General features: G+C 51.0%; 13 protein-coding genes. 11 read left to right on the top strand and 2 right to left on the bottom strand.

What is annotated here, in order from left to right:
- Positions 1 to 16 precede the first annotated feature (16 nt).
- Both GRPL_RS12700 and GRPL_RS12705 read right to left on the bottom strand, forming a co-directional pair.
- Positions 17 to 1057 carry a sugar ABC transporter substrate-binding protein gene (locus GRPL_RS12700; protein WP_032695317.1) on the bottom strand — a complete coding sequence of 347 codons (1041 nt, stop codon included), beginning with the start codon at positions 1055 to 1057 and terminating at the stop codon, positions 17 to 19.
- 58 nt (positions 1058 to 1115) lie between these two features.
- Entirely contained in the window at positions 1116 to 2096 is a 981-nt protein-coding gene (locus GRPL_RS12705) for a TIM barrel protein (protein WP_032686869.1), read from the bottom strand.
- 828 nt (positions 2097 to 2924) lie between these two features.
- Between GRPL_RS12705 and GRPL_RS28435 the strand changes: the two genes are divergently transcribed.
- From GRPL_RS28435 to GRPL_RS12755, 11 genes are all read left to right on the top strand, one after another.
- Positions 2925 to 3059, top strand: a complete 135-nt coding sequence (locus GRPL_RS28435; RefSeq protein ID WP_256991496.1) for a hypothetical protein — start codon at positions 2925 to 2927, stop codon at positions 3057 to 3059.
- 17 nt (positions 3060 to 3076) lie between these two features.
- On the top strand, positions 3077 to 5734 hold the full coding sequence (locus GRPL_RS12710; protein ID WP_032699249.1) for a beta-N-acetylhexosaminidase: 2658 nt from the start codon (positions 3077 to 3079) through the stop codon (positions 5732 to 5734).
- An 857-nt stretch (positions 5735 to 6591) separates the two neighbouring features.
- On the top strand, positions 6592 to 7143 hold the full coding sequence (locus GRPL_RS12715; RefSeq protein ID WP_032695319.1) for a fimbrial protein: 552 nt from the start codon (positions 6592 to 6594) through the stop codon (positions 7141 to 7143).
- 120 nt (positions 7144 to 7263) lie between these two features.
- Positions 7264 to 7989: a fimbria/pilus periplasmic chaperone gene (locus GRPL_RS12720; protein WP_032695320.1), complete on the top strand. Its 726-nt coding sequence runs from the start codon at positions 7264 to 7266 to the stop codon at positions 7987 to 7989.
- A gap of 34 nt (positions 7990 to 8023) precedes the next feature.
- Positions 8024 to 10558 (top strand): fimbrial outer membrane usher protein, encoded by a 2535-nt coding sequence (locus GRPL_RS12725; RefSeq protein ID WP_050500300.1) that lies wholly within the window; start codon positions 8024 to 8026, stop codon positions 10556 to 10558.
- An 8-nt stretch (positions 10559 to 10566) separates the two neighbouring features.
- A complete protein-coding gene (locus GRPL_RS12730; RefSeq protein WP_050500299.1) occupies positions 10567 to 11916 on the top strand; it encodes a fimbrial protein in 1350 nt (449 codons plus the stop codon).
- A gap of 10 nt (positions 11917 to 11926) precedes the next feature.
- Positions 11927 to 12610, top strand: coding sequence for a fimbria/pilus periplasmic chaperone (locus GRPL_RS12735; RefSeq protein ID WP_123198892.1), 684 nt, complete (start codon positions 11927 to 11929; stop codon positions 12608 to 12610).
- Positions 12611 to 12753: 143 nt separating this feature from the next.
- Positions 12754 to 13359 (top strand): helix-turn-helix transcriptional regulator, encoded by a 606-nt coding sequence (locus tag GRPL_RS12740; protein ID WP_162180080.1) that lies wholly within the window; start codon positions 12754 to 12756, stop codon positions 13357 to 13359.
- A gap of 15 nt (positions 13360 to 13374) precedes the next feature.
- Positions 13375 to 14694, top strand: a complete 1320-nt coding sequence (locus GRPL_RS12745; protein ID WP_032699246.1) for a TolC family outer membrane protein — start codon at positions 13375 to 13377, stop codon at positions 14692 to 14694.
- A 15-nt stretch (positions 14695 to 14709) separates the two neighbouring features.
- A complete protein-coding gene (locus tag GRPL_RS12750) occupies positions 14710 to 15972 on the top strand; it encodes an HlyD family secretion protein (protein WP_032686862.1) in 1263 nt (420 codons plus the stop codon).
- 25 nt (positions 15973 to 15997) lie between these two features.
- Complete coding sequence (locus GRPL_RS12755) at positions 15998 to 18157, top strand: peptidase domain-containing ABC transporter (RefSeq protein WP_032695324.1); 2160 nt, start codon at positions 15998 to 16000, stop codon at positions 18155 to 18157.
- The last annotated feature ends 44 nt before the right edge of the window (positions 18158 to 18201 follow it).

Below are 18201 nucleotides of genomic sequence, written 5' to 3'. Positions count from 1 at the left end.
ACACCCTCCGCCTGACTTACTGTTGAGCCAGCAGCTGACGCAGCTTGTCGTTATCTTTGGTCGAGAAGGCATCCGCGTTATCTTTGGTGATCAAGGCCTGAGGTGTAGAGACCACGCGGGAAATTTTCTGCCCGTCAATCAGGCGCAGCATAACTTCCATTGCGACTTCCCCGGTCAGTACCGGGAAGCTGTCCACCGTACCCGTCAGTTCGCCGCGTTTAATCGAGGCATAGGCATCTGAGATGCCATCGGTACCAAATACAGCCACCTGCCCGGCTTTATTCAGCGAACGAACCGCTTCCACTACGCCCAGCGCCATGGTGTCGTTATTTGCGTAAAAACCAATCAGATCGGGATGCTGCTGCAAGATTGTTGAGGCCGCATTAAACGCCTGTTCGCGACTCCAGTTCGCCGGTACGCTGGCAACAATATTGAACTTGCCGTTGGCCTGTAGCGTCTCGTTGAAACCGCGGGTTCGCTGGCCAGCGGCATAGACGCCAGGCTGCCCCTCGATCACTGCAACTTTACCGCCCTGCGGATGGTGTTCGATGAACCATTTCGCCACCCGCACACCGTTATCTTTCTGCACGTTCCCGACGTAATACGGTGCATTTGGCATCACCGCATCGTTAACATTGACCACGGGAATTTTTTTGCTGGTGGCACTTTCCAGAGCGGGTTCAAGGTTGATATCGGTCTGAGGTGATACCAGCAGCCCGTTAAAGCCCTGGGAGATAAGCGTTTCCGCTATTGATAACTGACCCAGTTGATCGTCTTCATTGGCGGCAGCCTGATAAGCTACGGTGAAACCATATTTTTTACCGACGTTCTGGTAACCTTCGCCGAGTGAACGCCAGTATTCATTGGTCAGCGTTTTCGATACGCCGCCAATTTTAAGTTTGCTGTCGACTTTCGGCATTGGACCATATTTGCTGCTGAGCTGCGTCCAGTCTGTGCGATCCGGTTCAGTATCCGATTTCAGCGGGGCTAAATCAGCGGCGTAAGCCATCGAGCACAGTAAAGAAGAGGCGAGTACAGAGAGTATGAGCTTTTTCATTTTTCAGCCTTTTATTTTTGCGTCAGGGTATTTTTCTAATGTTTGCTTATTTTTTGCGCTATCTGGCTAGCATAATGTCATTAACTATCCGCTGAGAGGCAACGGCATCCTGGCGGCTAATGGCCGCTGCCAGTTCATCATTGCCGTCCAGTTGTTGGCACAGTTTGAGTAATCGGGTAACGGTCGCAATATTGATTTCAGCTTCACGAACCGGATCCAGGCCACTGGCATCCGGGAATGTGTCAAAGTAATAGGCCCCCTGATACCCATCTCGCTGCATCTGCCAGAGGAATTCCAGCGTGGCGCGCGGGTTAACCGAGCCCACCATCAAACCATCATCACGTTTCCCCCAGCCGTCATTGAGATCAAGCCCCAGCAGGCGTGAACGGCGGGCTACCATCGCCGCAGCATAAGCCGGAATTTCATTGGCAAACAGCACGTGAGCAAAATCAAGCGTGATCCCCAGATTCGGACAGCCGGCTTCTTCTACTGCCAGTAAACATGTCGTGGCATTGGGGAAAATACTGTAAGCACGCGGCTCATTCGGTTTGTATTCGATACTGATATCCACGTCCGGCGCATATTCGGCAATTTCACGGACTGCGCTCACCGCATCGTTCCAGATTTTTTTGTAATCCGCCTGGAAGCAGTAATCATAACCATCCTGCCCCATCCACAGCGTCATCAGACGTGATCCAAATTCGCGCCCGGCATCAATCCCGCGTTTTGTCAGCTCAATGGCCTCACGACGGATCTGTGGGTTGGGGTTAGTAAAAGCCCCGATCTTAAATTGCGGTGCATCCCAGCGCATTTGCATACCGTTGACCGCCAGTCCCGCATCCTCAATGGCCTGGCGCAGCGTTTGAATATCAGTCGTGATGTGCTGCGGGTAGTTCAGATCAAGATGGGTTAACCCTTTTACCTCACCGGCACGGGCAATCATCTGCAGCACAGAGGGTTTCCCCTGAAGATCCGGCCAGTAGAGGTTCGCTCCTGAGGCAAAAGAGTTTAAACGCGTGGCAAATTTCAATTCCGACATGGGGGTGGATCCTTCAAACGAGTTTGTGATGTACTTTCCTTCTTCACAATTATTTGTGAAGTTATGCTTTAGACTACACTCCGCCACATAGTTATCAAGCGTGACAATTCGAATAATGAATAAAATGAGAGATGAATCACGAAATAAAGGAGAGTATGTGTCGATGAAATGGGCTTGAGGTGAAGAGCGAAATACAGACAGTAAGGGTTTACTTCATCAGATGGGTCAGGGAAAAAGACCGTATGCTATTGTTTATCATCACATTTAAAGGAGAACGGGAAACCGGCAGCCCCTGCGGAAGCGTTGCTCTGCACAAGGCAGTACGACCGTTTCCGCTGTGTCAGCGTAAGCACACCCGTTTTATTTTGAGGTTTCCGGGAAGAGATCACTATCGACTCAAAGGGCAATTCAAAAGCACAAGCGTACAGGGATAGTGATACGGGGACGGTAGGTCTTACATGTCTGTCGCCTCTCTTTGACCACGGCATATTTTCACGATAAAAATTAACTCCATTTGCAATGGGGAAAAATCTTATTCGCGGCCACTATTCCCGCTCATCATAAAATCAATTCAATCCATTAATTTATTTTAAAAATCAAATAATTACAAAAACAACCTGGCAAAACTCAAGTGTAATAAAGAGAAATATAATATGTGCGTTTTGTCATAAAATTCAGTTTATCACAGAAAAACAGATTGATAATTCGCGTCACAAAAAATAATGTATCCATGCTTATTAAGGGGTTTATAGCGTTTATTATTGGCTTATTTTTTTAATTTCACGCGGTCTGCCTTTCCCGCGTTTTAAATGTCAAGAGGAAATTCACATGCATATCTTTACTGGAAAACGTAATACCCCAGCGCTGGCAATTGACGCGCCAGGCTGGATTATTTTTCCGCAGGCTAACGCCGAAAGTTTCTCTGCTGATTCCAGCATTAACGTGCAGTGCCAGTGCCGATAATCATTAAGGAAAATGACATGAAATCATTAAAAACAGGCCTGCTGGCAACCGCAGTTGCTGGAATAATGGGCAGCGGAACAGCCTTTGCCAATCAGCAAACTGTCGATCAAATCAGTCAACTCAAGATTAACTATACCGTCGTGGATAACCACGCGGCGCTGCATGGCGTTGATTGCGCCAGCCTGGGCGCGGACTGGGCATCCTGTAACAAGGCCACCATCAGGTTAACGAATGATGGCGATGCAATTACGGGTAAAGACTGGGCGATTTATTTCTCCAGTATTCGCCGGATTCTGAGCGTGGATAATGCCCGGTTTAAGGTTACGCATATCATCGGCGACCTGCACAAACTGGAACCTACTGATAAATTTAGCGCATTCCCGGCAGGACAAGCTGTGGACATCCCGATTATTAATGAATACTGGCAGCTGTTTATGAGTGATGTGATCCCGCGTTGGTACGTCACTTCCACGGATGCGCAGCCCAAAGTCATTGCCAGTACCGATACAGAAGATCTCAATCAGATTGTCACACCAATTCGCGGTGATTTATGGAAAAGCACGGCCGCCGACAACAATGTCCTGATGACGGCCGAAGTACGCTTTGAGAAAAACAGCGATGTGAAATTGCTCAACGCCTCATCCCTGCGCGGCCAAATTGTGCCAACGCCGCGGGTGGTTAACGTGCATGATCGGGATGTTGATCTGAGCCACGGAGTTAAGCTGGATCTCTCTGCCCTGCCGAAGCCGTCGGCAGAGGCGATTACCGAGCGCTTCTCCCTGCTGGGCTTGAAAACCGATCGAGGTTACCCGGTGCGTACCGAGATTTCTGCGCCATCTTTCCAGGGTAAGGAAGCGGTACCGGGAGCTTATACCCTTAAGATTGACGAAAAGGGGGCACTGGTAACCGGTTACGATCGGGCTGGGGTCTTCTACGGCCTCCAGTCAATTCTTTCACTGGTTCCTGCAGAGGGGCCGATGAAGATCGCCACTCTTGAAGCCAGAGATGCGCCGCGTTTCCAGTATCGTGGTTTGTTTATCGATGTTGCGCGTAATTTTCACAGTAAAGCGGCTATCTTGCGGGCACTGGAACAGATGGCGGCGCTGAAGCTGAATAAATTCCATCTTCATCTCAGCGACGATGAAGGCTGGCGTATTGAGATCCCTGGGCTACCTGAACTGACGGAAGTCGGAGGAAAGCGCTGCCATGATTTGACGGAAAAAACCTGCCTGCTGCCGCAACTGGGGTCAGGCCCGGATAGCAGTACGAACGGCAGTGGTTGGTTTAGCCGTGCTGATTATATTGAGATACTCAAGTATGCCAAAGCACGGCAGATTGATGTCATCCCGGAAATTGATATGCCCGCGCATGCCCGAGCGGCAACCATATCGATGGAAGCCCGCTACGATCGTCTGATGAAAGAAGGTAAAGAGAAAGAAGCGAATGAATTCCGTCTACTCGATCCTGACGATACTTCGGTGACTACCGGGGTTCAGTTCTACGATCGCACCGGTTATCTGAACCCATGCTTACCGTCGTCTCGTCATTTTGTCGATAAGGTGATGGGCGAAATCCAGAAAATGCATGAAGAGGCGGGACTACCGCTAACGACCTGGCATTTTGGTGGTGATGAAGCGAAAAATATTTATCTGGGCGCCGGATATACCGATAAAAACAATCCGCAGGAAGGTAAAGGTCAGATTGAACAGCGCAATCAGGACAAACCGTGGGCGAAGTCAGCGGTCTGCCAGGTCATGCTGAAAGAGGGAAAAGTGGCCGATATTGAGCATCTGCCGAGCTGGTTCGCCGTGGAAGTCAGTCAACTGGTCAACCAGCATGGTATTGCGAAAATGCAGGCCTGGCAGGATGGATTAAAGCATGCTAAGGATGCGACCGATTTTGCCACCAAAAAAACGGCGGTAAATTTCTGGGACACCTTGTTCTGGGGCGGTGCGGAGTCGGTTAATGACTGGGCAAACAAAGGCTACGAAGTGGTCATTTCCAACCCGGATTATGTTTATCTGGATCACCCATACGAGGTTAATCCTCAGGAGCCAGGCTTCTACTGGGCAACGCGCTTTAGCGATGAGCGTAAGATCTTTGGATTCACACCAAATAACCTGCCGCAAAATGCAGAAACTTCACTCGATCGGGACGGTAACCCGTTTGAAGGCAAGGCAGATAAAGAGTGGCCGGGCGCGTATGGCCTGTCGGCTCAAATATGGAGCGAAATCGTCCGTACCGACGAAGAGATGGAATATCGCCTCTTCCCGCGGCTGTTCTCCGTTGCCGAACGCGCATGGCATCAAGCGGCGTGGGAGCAGGATTACCTGAAGGGGAAAAGCTATAAGGCGGGCGTAACGCACCATGTTGATGCGAAAGCACAGAATAAGGACTGGATTCGTTTCGCCAATATCCTGGGCAGCCGGGAACTGGCGAAGATGGAAAAAGCCAGTATAGCGTTCCGTTTGCCGGTACCGGGGGCGAAAATCACCAACGGCAAACTGGAAGCAAACACCAGTTTCCCGGGGATGATCATTGAGTACTCCACCAATGGTGGCAGCAGCTGGCAACGTTATGATGACAATGCGCAACCACAGGTGCAGGGCGCAGTGAACGTACGTACTGTCAGCGCCGATGGTAAACGTTTTAGCCGCATCGATACCGTCAGGTAACGGGTTAACCGGTGAGGATACTCACCGGTTTCTTATGCCCTGCTGGTAATCGTGTGGCGTTGTTCAATGCCAATGTTCATCATTTTCGCCCCATTGTCGTAAAACAGGTGAACACAGAAGGGAATAATGTCCAATAGCAGGACGGGATACACCGGTTTCGTGCGGCAATATGCAACGCACTATTCTTCCAGAAAAACTAGCCTCTGCGTACTGTCAATGCCGCAAAAACCTGTTTCCAGTGCTGGTTCATAAATTTCATAAAGCGCCAACAGCCGCTCAAGAGACAATAAACGAATGATGCCTGCCCATTAGGCGATATATTTTGTCACTAATGAAATTCCCCCCCAGTGAAGTACATTTAATACATGATCAGCTAACGTCTATCTTTTACCCGGCATAACGATTTCACATTTCGTACCAAATAAAAAAACAACATCGCCTTTATCTAATCACTCCATTATTAAGAATCTCACGCATAGTTAACCTTTGTCGTAACGTCGACCACCAACGAAAAACCGCGAAGGCGGGGCAATATGTCTTTATCATTTGTGAAGCCGCGGCAGAACGCCTCAGGATAAGATTTTTTCACATTTTCAAATGCGCACTTCATGTTTCATCAGATTAAATCACTACACAATTCCAGCCCTCAACACCAAGATACTCCGGCAAACTAAAAAGCGCTTTGCGTTTATTTTAGTTGCATTGATGTTGAAATTTAACTCCGCGGTTATTTTATGCGCCAACCCTTAGCATGCGTATAAAACGAAGCGTAATTTCAACATTAACTTTAAAGGAAGAAATTACACTCACCAGCCTAATACATGTAGGCTGATTATTTTTCTAAAGGATATTTTGCAATGAAAAAAAGTTTGGTGTTGATCCCTGTTACTGCGATGTCTCTTCTGATTAGTGCACAGGCGTTAGCTGCTGATAATACCGTCACTTTCCTTGGGGAAGTCACCTCTGAAACCTGTACCGTGGCGATTAACGGCAACAAAGTTAGCCCGGTAGTTCTGCTGCCGAGCGTTAATAAATCCGAACTGCTTACTGCGGGTAGCGTTGCGAAACCAACCACCTTCGACATCAGCGTAAGCGGCTGTACTGGCAATCCTACACAACCAACGACTATTTCCAGCAAATTTGCAGGTAACAGCATCACCGTAGGCGGCAACCTGGGCAACGTGGCAACGGGTACTACTGCGGCAACAAATGCTGAAATCCAGATTCTGGATACCGCTGCAGCGCCAATCAACTTTACGACTCCCTTTACTGCATCTGGCGATCTGACTCTGGCGGCAGCAGCAGATTCTGCCTCTGCGACCTACACCGCGCAGTATATCAGTGAAGCCGGCGTTGCCACCCCAGGCGCGGTACAGGCCTCGATGCAGTACGCGGTTAGCTACAACTAATCAGGCGTTAAAACAGGGATTCAATATCTCTTAATCGGTATTTAGATAAATTAAGACCAGGGATGGTCTTAATTTATTCTTTCCGGGTTGTCAGAAAATAATTTCCAACAGGTGACTGATATGTCCCGCTTACAATGGCGTAGCATTTTCTTATTTATATTATCCCTCTATTTTTGTCAGTCAGCATTGGCCAGTGTGGTCATGACCGGCTCGCGGGTAATTTATCCCTCTGACGCAAAGTCCGTTGATCTAAAACTAAGAAATGATGATGATTTTCCTTATGTGATTCAGGCCTGGTTCGACAGTGGCGATCCCTCCTCTACGCCTGAAACAGGAACGGCCCCTTTTATTGTTACGCCGCCAACGTTTCGCATTGCGGCAAAAGAAGGGCAAATTTTACGCGTTTTCTTTACGCAAGATAAACCGTTGCCGCAGGACCGGGAATCTATATTTTATTTCAACTTCCTTCAGGTACCTCCGGCAAACATTGGCGGCGATAAAGGTAGCAAAATCGTTGTGATGTTGAAAAACAGAATGAAAGTGTTTTATCGACCCACGGGTTTAAAAACTAACCCAAAAATGATTTTCGACTATCTGACGGTCAGTAACACGTCAGCAAATAGCATCCGGGTTACTAATACCTCTCCCTATTACATCTCATTAAGCAAGGTGAGCGTTAACGGTGTTAATGCAAAGCATAAACCACCAATGATTGCGCCTTTTACCGCTGTAGACATTGCGCTTAATGCCGGAAAGGTGACTGACAGGAGCGCTAAGGGAATAGAGATCGGTCTGGTTAATGATTATGGAGCAACGGTAAGCCATGTATATCCAATTCAAAAATAAGGAAGTTTATTTTCGTCTTGCATTAATAACCTGCATGATTAAAGCCTCTCTGTTTTCGCATTCGGCCTTTGCAGAAGAGTATCGTTTTGACAACAATTTACTCGCTGGATCAGGGTTTGCTAAAGGTATCAGCCTGGAAAAATTCAACGATACTGAGGTTATCATTGCGCCGGGGCAGCAGAATTTAGACCTGGTACTCAATGGTACTAAAATAAAAAGCCAGGTTCCGGTTAAATTCCAGAAAATCAATCCGACGGACAAAAGTGCGCAGCTGTGTCTTGATGCTGAGCTAATTAAACTGTTACAGCTAAAAATCCAGCCCTCCTCCCTACCCCAGGTCCCGTGTTTATCTTTAGCGGATATTACCCGGCAGGGAAGCTGGCGGATTAAACCGTCAACGCTGTCGGTGGAGTTTTCCATCCCACAAATTATGCTCAACCGCCCGCCTCGCGACTATATCCCGGTTGCCGAATGGGATGCGGGGGCGCCGCTGTTATTTTTACGCCATAACACCAGCTACACCCGCAATATTCTGCGTGACATTCACTACAGCTATCTGTGGAGCATGATCAACGCCGGCGCAAATATGGGGATGTGGCAATTACGTCACCAGGCCAATCTGCGCTACATGCAGAGCAGCACTGCAGGCAATGCCTATAAATGGAACTCGGTGAGAACCTGGGTACAGCGCCCGCTGCCCGCCATCTCCAGCGAGCTGATGGTCGGCGATACCTATACCGACAGCGCCATGTTTGGCTCAATCTCTTTTAACGGCGTCAAGCTGTATACCGATCAAAGCATGTGGCCACAGGGAAAACTGGGCTACGCGCCCGAAATCCGTGGCGTGGCCAATACCAATGCCCGGGTTTTGATCCGCCAGGCAGGCCATCTTATTTACGAAACGCAGGTTCCTCCGGGCCCCTTTCTGATCGACGACCTCTACAATACCCGCAGTCAGGGTGATATTGAGGTGCAGATCATTGAAACCGACGGAAAATCGTCCTTCTTCGTTGTGCCTTATGCTGCCGTGCCGGGCTCCATGCGTCCGGGCAATATGAGCTATCAGTTGGCCGCAGGTAAAGTCAGGAATTATTACTCCGTACAGAATGCTTTCGCCGAAGGCGTCTTGCAGTACGGGGTGAATAACCGTTTTACCGCCAACACCGGCGCGCGGTTCGCCAACAATTATCAGGCATTGCTCGCCGGCGGCGTTTTCGCCTCTGAACTCGGCGCGTTATCGCTCAATACAACCTGGTCACATGCGCAGGTGGAAAACAATCAGTCCAAAAGCGGCTGGCGCGCCGAGGCGGCATACAGCAAAACCTTCCCGAGCAACACCAATATTGTGCTGGCAGCCTACCGCTATTCCACCGCCGGATACCGCGATCTCCAGGATGTTCTCGGCGTGCGGCGCCAGCAACAGAACGGGGCTAATTATTACTCCGACACGCTTAAGCAACGTAACCGCTTCACCGCGACGTTAAGCCAGAACATGGACGAGTACGGTACTCTCTCGCTCAGCGGCAGCAGCACCGACTATTACAACAACCGTTCGCGTATCACTGAGCTACAGCTGTCCTACAACAACATATGGAAAAAGCTCAGCTACAACATCAACGTCGGCAGGCAGCGTTCCAGCTGGAGTAACACGAATTATATCTATAGCGTCAATGACGCTGAATATGATTCCAGTCGTTATCAGAAATATACCGAGAACGTCGTTTCCATCGGGTTTTCCATTCCGCTCGACTGGCGTGACTCTCGCTCAAGCGTGTCGTTCGACATGACGAAGAATAAAAATACCCGCACGGCGATGACCACCCTTTCCGGTTCCGCAGGCGAAGAAAATGATTTCACCTATTCCCTGTACGCCAATCACGACAAGTACACCGCACTGGAACAGGGCCGAAGCCATACCATGCGCTGGGGCGCGAATGTGCAGGAGCGTACCCGTTCAGGAACAATGCGAGCCTCTTACGCTCACAGCGGCAAAGATCACCAGCTGGGTCTGGGAACCGCAGGGACTCTGGCCCTGCACAGCGGCGGCGTCACCTACGGCCCGTACGCCAGTGATACCTTTGCTCTGGTTGAAGCCAAAGGTGCCAGCGGCGCGCGCATTAACAATGCGCAGGGAGCCAGAATTGATGTCTTCGGCTATGGGATTGCGCCTTCTCTGGCGCCATACCGCTACAACACCATCAGCATTGACGGTAATTCCCTGGACCAGGATGTCGAGCTGGAAGGCGGAAACGTACGCGTGGTCCCGGTTCGCGGCGCGGTGCCGAAAGTGGCTTTCAACACCCTTGGCGGTACCCCTGCCCTGATCGCGGTCATGATGCCCGATGGCTCTCCGGTACCGATGGGTGCGGAGGTTCAGGACCGGGATGGGAAAAACATTGGGATGGCCGGCCAGAATGGACAGGTCTATGCGCGCTTGCCCGATGCCTCCGGCACTTTATTCATTCGCTGGGACAGCAAGCAAACGTGCCGCGTCAATTACCAGATGCCCGCACGGAATAAAGCATCAGGCAATAACTTCATCCATTTAAATGGCATCTGCGTACAGTGAGATAACACATGAAATTTCCAGTTATTCAGTTAAAACACGGCCTGATTGCCGCACTCATGATAGTCAGCGCCCCCTGGGCTCAGGCTGAGTGTCGCAGAGTGACCTCAATCGGTACGGGAATCAACGATATTCCTCAGGAAGTTGCCGATATGGGCTACACCGCCACCCCGCTGGTCACGAATGGTAATAACGCCCCTATTTCTTTCGGGGTACTCAGTATCGGCACGGGGTCGGTATCATTAAACCCACCCGGTACGTTACTGGGCACTGCAAACGTGGACGTGATTAGCTCCGGGCTGCATGCCCCCTATGCGGCGAATCAAATTTTATACAAATGCCCTTTGTCCGATGCGGATTCGCTCTATGAAATGTACGCCACGGCTAACTCAAACTTTTATGGTGGGATTGAGGTCAATGATATTGACAGCGGGTATATTACACCGGCAAAAAATGTCGCTTTTCGTATTACGAACCAGAAAGCAGGGGCGTATTACACAAAATTTTGGCAGGAGCGTAAATTAACCCCCGCGGATTATATTACCGTCGGTTCCACTATCTATGTTCCAGCTTCCGCGTTCAGCAATATCACCTTTGAGCTACTTAAAACCAACGATTCCGGCAATATCTCATATGCTGACCCACGTAACGCATTTAACACCCTGACCCAGGCGCAAGCCACCATGCGCTTTAAACCGGTTTTCGGTATGACCAGCCCCATCGCGGGGGCGCAGGCAACCAGCCCCTCAGCTTCTGCTACAAACATAGTGGCGGTGTGGGGGATGAGAGGAGGGAGTACCACCATCATCCACGGCGAGACCTGCGTGGTCAGTGATTTTGATCAGGTTGTTACTCTTCCCCCGATCGGGGCGGCTGAACTCAACGCCAGCATGACCAGCACCAGCAATTTTAATGTCGCGATTGAATGCGATGCCGGCGCGGTATCCGGGACGGTGACAAACACCACCACACCACCCGTGGCCATGGGGTTTCTGGTCACCCAGCCCACGGCGCTTGCCCAGGCTGCTACGCTGGGGCTGAAAAACGGTTACGGCGGCATCAGTCATTTGCTGGACAATAGCTACGGAACAAGCGGCGTGGCTTCAGGCGTCGGCATCCGCATTTACCCAGAGGGATCGAGTACGCCGCTTACTCTGCTGTCCACCAATACCACCACCGGAACAGGCAATGCCGCGGGCTGGTACGGCTTTAGCGATTATCTGGACAACGTTGGGGCAACGGGTACAGGTGGCAGTCGATATAGCGGATTATTCACCGCTTCTCTTGAGCGGCTTCCAGGATTACAAGCAACGGCAGGGTCGGTCCATGCGCAAGCACAGATTTTTGTCAGTCTTCAGTAAGACCTGCCTGATGATGACACTCTTGCTAAGTGCCCGCTATGCAGGCGCGGTGGTCAACAGCACGCAGAGCCGGCTGGTGTTTAATGAAAACAGTATCGTCGAGACGTTGGTACTGGTGAATTCAGAAAGAGCGCCAGCGCTGGTTCAGGTCTGGAGCGATGATAACGATCCGCTGGCTCAGCCGGATAACCTCCATACGCCTCTGGTTGTGGTGCCGCCGCTGTTTAAGCTGGAACCGGGAGAATCCCGCAATCTGCGCGTCATGCTCTCCTCGCGTCAGGAAATTGCGGCCGGGCGCGAGCGCGTCTACTGGCTGAATATCTATCAGATCCCGCCGAACACGCAATCTGACGGCGAAAAGGGTAAAAAAATCATTTTGCCTCTACGTATCCGCTTAAAAGTTTTTGTCCGCCCGGCCGGTCTGAAAGCACCGGATGAGAACATCGGAGAGTCGCTGATATTTACGCTTAAAAAAGGCAGTAGCACAAACCGGTCGCTGCTGATTACTAACCCTACGCCCTACAACATGACGTTAGGAGAGCTACGTCTGGGAGGAAAACAGCTGACCACCATGATGATTGCGCCCGGAGCTTCCACCGCAGTGCCGCTTTCGCCAGCGAGCGCTTCCGGGCTGTTGAGCTGGTCAGTCATCGATGATTACGGCAAACAAATCGCCTATACGCGCCAATTATGAAGTCAGGCCTCTCTCCCCCACCCACTATCGATGGCTGGGGGAGAAGCGCAGATGCGATGTAACACGGTTTATTAAATTCGACATAATTATAGTCTCCCATGCAAAACATGACGCTTAACATTACCTACTTTCATAAATATTTCATGACCTATGACCTCATCACCACCTGTTTACAGCGTGAACTGCAAACACATTATTTAAGGCTACATCATTTACCCAATCTGAACGCACTGTTAAGCGCGGTTGAAAATAATAAAATAGATATTCTGCTGATTAATTCATCCTGCCTTTTCGATGGTTTTTTCCACGAAACGGAAATCAGAAAAATGCTTTCCGTTATTTGCCCTCATCAGCGAACGGTGACCGTACTCTTCGCCCAAAATATGAAGCCGGTGTTGCTGAGGAAAATGGTGAGTTCAGGCATGAATATTCTGGTCAGCCCACATGATACTGCTCATGAACTGCTGAGCGCATTGACGAAGGCGATCGCCTCCCCTCATGCAGAACCTTATATATCACAGACGATTAAAGAACTTCTGCAACATTCATCGGATGAACTGACCACCAAGGAGTGGGAGGTTCTCAACCTGATCAATCAGGGTTATTCGCTGTCACAAATAGCCTCGAAGAAATGTCGTGCCATGAGCACCGTCTCGACGCAGAAGCGTAAGGCGATGGATAAACTGCATCTCGCAAACGAAAGTGAATTACAGCGTTTTTTACATCAGAACACCTTTTTTAATCACTAAGTCCTGTGGAACACCATGTTTAACAAAATACTTATTTCGCTTATCGTCGGATTATTGTTGTCCGGCAGAGCTTGTGCGCTGTCGCTTCAGCAAGCCCTGCTGGCAGCCAGCGCTTATAACGCCGAATTTAATGCGGCGCGCAGAGCGCATGAAGCTGATGCACAAAAAAAATATCAGGGATTTGCCGGATTACTGCCGGTTGTCACCCTCAACGCCGCCTGGAATAAGACCGATCAGCCGGACGCCGCCTATTCCGCTGGCGTCACCCGGCATAATTACAGTTTTAATCTGACGCAGCCTGTTTTTGACGTCGCCAGATATGCTAACTGGCGGAAAACCGTGGTCATCAGCGATCTGGCCGATGTGAATTACCTGATCGCGCAGCAAAAAATGATCGCTGACGTGGTAACGGCTTATTACAGCGTGGTGTATCAGCGCAGCGTCCTCGAAACCCAGCGCAAAATCCTTGCCGCCTTTGATGCGCGGCTGAAACAGGTACAAAAATCGTTGAAGTTAGGCGATGGAACGCGGCTGGATGAAGCGGAGGCGCAGGCTAATTATGACAAAGCGGTCGCTGATGAACTGGCATCCGAAAACAGCCTTAATGATGCCAGAGTGACTTTTCACCAGCTGACCGGTCTGGACGCTCGGGACATCGCCGATCGGAGCCTGGACTGCGTTCGCTATGTTGACGACATGAATCCAGAACAATTAAAGCGCACGGCGGCGGCGAGCAATCTTGATGTTCTCGCCGCCCTACAAGCCATTAAAGGCAGCGAAGCCGATCTGGTCACGGCCACTGCCGGCCATCTGCCGGTTGTTACCTTACAGGCCGGTTATGGCAAAAACTGGAGCCGGGCGGAAGACAGTAACGTACTTGATGACCTGTTCGGCACCACCGCCAAAACAGATAACACCACCGTTGGCATCAATATCTCCATTCCCCTGTTCGCCGGCGGAAGCCACATTTCGCAGAGTCTGGAAGCGGCCCATCGCTTTGAACAAAGCAAAGATCTGCTGATTGATGCGCGTCGCAAAGCGGAACAGCAGACCTTACAGGCAATGTCGGGGGTACGAAACGCCCGCTCGCTGATTAAAGCTTACCAGCGAGCGATCGGCTCGGCAGGTAAACGGTTGAACGCAACCCGCTATGGGCGGGAGCTCGGCCAGCGGACGCTGATCGACGAATTTAACGCAGAAAATGAATATTACCAGGCTATTCAGGATCTTGCTCAGACTCAGAACGCGCTGATCCAGTCGATCGTCAACTTAAAATCAGCCACTGGATCGCTGGATTACGCCGCGATGCGCAGTCTTGATTGCAGTGCCACCTAACCGGAGCTTTCGACAATGAATCACGACTTATTTCGTCAGGAATCGCTGGACGCGAACAAAACCAAAGTGTTAGGTCCGGTAGCACTTTACTGCCCTCCTTTCCGCTGGCTGATCGTGGCGATGGTATGCGCCCTGACTATCGTGCTGGTCGGCTTTTGTAGCCTGGGAAGCTACACAAAGCGGGAAACGGCGAAAGGGGTTCTGACACCGGAAAGCGGCATCATGACCATTACCGCCCTGACGGCGGGCACCGTTACCGCCCTCCCCGTCCGTGAAGGCGCTGGGGTAAAAAAAGGCGAACGTATCGCCACGGTGTCTTCCGAAATCTCTACCGCACGCTATGGCCAGACGCGCGAGGCAATAGCCAGACAGCTCGAGATCCAGTCCCAGGGATTGACTCAACAGTTAACCAATCTGGAACAACGTAACGCTGAGGCGCTGAAATCCTTACAAGAAAGAAGCAGCCTGCTGGCACAACAAACGACGGAGCTGGATACCATTTACCGCCAGCGTCAGCGGCAAATTGCGCTGAGCCAAAAGCAGGTCGATAAAATGGCGGCGATGCGCGCCGAAGGCTACGCCTCTAATACCCAGGTCGAGCAGCAGGAGAGCGATCTGCTGGATGCCAAAGTACGATTACAGGACGTCGCCCGTCAACGTATCGAAATCAGGCAACAGCACGCGCAAACACGCCAACAGCTACGTGAGCAGCCTCTTACCTACTTCCAGCAAAAGAATGACCTGCAGCAAAAACTGTCGGATATCACGCAATCGATGATGGAAAATGAATCACGCCGTTCGGTGGATCTGCGCGCGCCGGAAGAGGGTACGGTGAGCGCCGTGCTGGTGAAGCCGGGGCAGATTGTCAGCGCCGGGCAAACTATCGCCATGCTTCTTCCGGACAACGCCCATCTACAGGCAAGGATCCTGCTCAGCAGCCGGGCCATCGGTTTTATCCACACCGGTCAGCGGGTGGTGCTGCGCTATGAATCCTTTCCCTGGCAAAAATTTGGCCAGCACTCTGGCGCGGTCAGCGAAATCTCGACATCCCCCCTGTCACCTCAGGAAATCGCCGGTATCACCGGCAATACCCAGATTCAGGAGCCGCTTTATCAGGTCAAGGTCACGCTCGATAGCCAGTCGGTACAAGCTTACGGCAAACAGATAGGCCTGCGTCCCGGCAGCGGGCTCGACGCAGACTTTATCGTCGATAAGCGCCGTATCTATGAATGGGTTCTCGAGCCGCTGAATGCGCTTGGCAAAATGACCTCTTTATAATTTCAAATGTTAACTCAGGTTGATCATGGATCTCTTTCACAAACTTAATTTGTCGTTTCGCCATAAACTCCCCGTCCTGCGACAAACCCAGGCCGCAGAATGCGGGCTGACCTGCGTCGGTATGATTGCCGGCTATTACGGCTATCAGATAGACATGGTGTCCCTGCGTCATCGTTTTCCCTCATCACAAAAAGGCAGTACGCTGGCCGACGTCATGTCCTTTACGCAAAAGTTAGATATGGGCTGCCGGGCGGTACGTCTTGAGCTGGATGAGCTCAATAAGCTGAAGCTACCCTGCATCCTGCACTGGGATATGAACCATTTCGTGGTGCTGAAAAGTATTAACAAAAATACCCTTACTATTCACGACCCGGCGCGCGGCGCGCGTAAGGTGGCGATGGATGAGGTATCGCGATCCTTCACCGGCGTAGCGCTGGAACTCTATCCTGCCGCCACATTTGAACGGAAGGATGAGAAAAAATCGATCTCGATGCTGAGTCTGATCCGTAACGTCTCTGGCATCGGTTCAGCATTTATCCAGGTGGCGCTGCTCTCGCTGGCACTCGAGTTCTTCGGCATCATTACGCCCTTTTATATGCAGTGGGTCATTGACCAGGTGCTGGTCTCGGCCGATCGGGATTTGCTGACGCTGCTTGGCGTGGCGTTCATTTTTATTACGCTGTTCCAGAATCTGATTGGCGCACTGCGCAGTTGGGTAACGACCTGGTTCTCCAGCATGCTGAGCGTACAGTGGTCCAGCAACCTGTGTGCTCACCTGCTGGGTTTGCCGCTAAGCTATTTTGAAGATCGCCACGTGGGTGACATCCTGTCACGCTTTGGCTCCATCGCGAATATCCAAAGCACGCTGACCGGCCGGTTTATCTCCTCTATCTTCGACGGCATCATGGCCCTGGTCACCCTGGGGGTGATATTTGCCTACAATACCTCCCTGACGTTTATCGTTATTGGCCTGTTTCTGCTCTACGCGCTGATCCGCTGGATCTCATTCGAACCTTTCCGCCAGGCGAGTGAAGACCAGTTGCTGGCTTCGGCGCAGGCACAGTCGCAGCTGCTGGAATCCATTCGCGGGGTTCAGGCGATCAAGCTCAACAATAAACAGGATTTGCGTGTTTCAACCTTTACCAATGAAACCGTACAATCCACCAACAAAGGGATTACTACCCAGAAACTCTCTATCGGTTTCAGTACGTTACAGGGCACTATTTCAGGTGTGGGCAAAATCGTACTGATTTGGCTGGCCGCCGCGCAGGTGCTGGATGGCAACTTTACCAGCGGGATGCTGGTCGCCTTTATCAGCTTTTCTGACCAGTTTATTTCGCGATCCGCCGGGCTGATTAACGCACTGATTGATTTCAAAATGCTGCGTTTGCATGGGGAACGTCTCGCGGACATTGTGCTGAGCGAAAAAGAACCGGACCTGGCAAGCAGCGCCTCGCTGCCCGATCGGGAGGGGCCGGTGCATCTGGCCATCCATCAGCTCTCGTTTCGCTATTCCGCCACCGATGGCGAAATTTTTACGGGCTTCAACCTGGAGATCGAAGCCGGCGAATCGATCGCTATTATTGGCCCTTCCGGACAGGGTAAAACGACTCTGGCAAAACTGCTGTTAGGGTTACTTAAGCCAGAGAATGGCAGCATCTGTATCAACGGTATCGACCATAGAAAACTCGGGATGACCCTCTACCGCGATCTGATCGGCAGCGTGATGCAAACAGACCAGCTCTTTGCCGGTTCAATCATCGATAATATCAGCTTCTTTGATGCCAGCCTCGACCGGCTGCGGGTTGAACGCGTGGCCAGAATCGCGCAGATTCACGATGACATAATGGCGATGCCGATGGGTTACAACAGTATGGTCGGCGACATGGGATCTTCCCTCTCCGGCGGGCAGATACAACGCGTTATTCTCGCGCGAGCGCTGTATCGAAACCCGCGGCTATTGATCCTTGATGAAGCGACGAGTCACCTGGATATTGCCCGGGAAAGCGCCATCAATGACGCCATCAGGCATATGAATGTCACTCGTATCATCATTGCTCACCGTCCGGAAACCATTTTAAGCGCAGACCGTATTATTGAGATCCATAGCCGCGGCGTCATTGAAGTGGCAAAGCATGATTTTATCCATGCCATCAAAAACTCACAGTCAGTCCTGCAGGTTTGATTTGTGATTAAAACTGGCAACCCTTCCCCCTTATCCCCCATAGC

This window comes from Klebsiella planticola ATCC 33531, assembly GCF_000735435.1.
GTDB lineage: Bacteria > Pseudomonadota > Gammaproteobacteria > Enterobacterales > Enterobacteriaceae > Klebsiella > Klebsiella planticola.
This window is presented reverse-complemented; position numbering and strand designations above follow the sequence as displayed.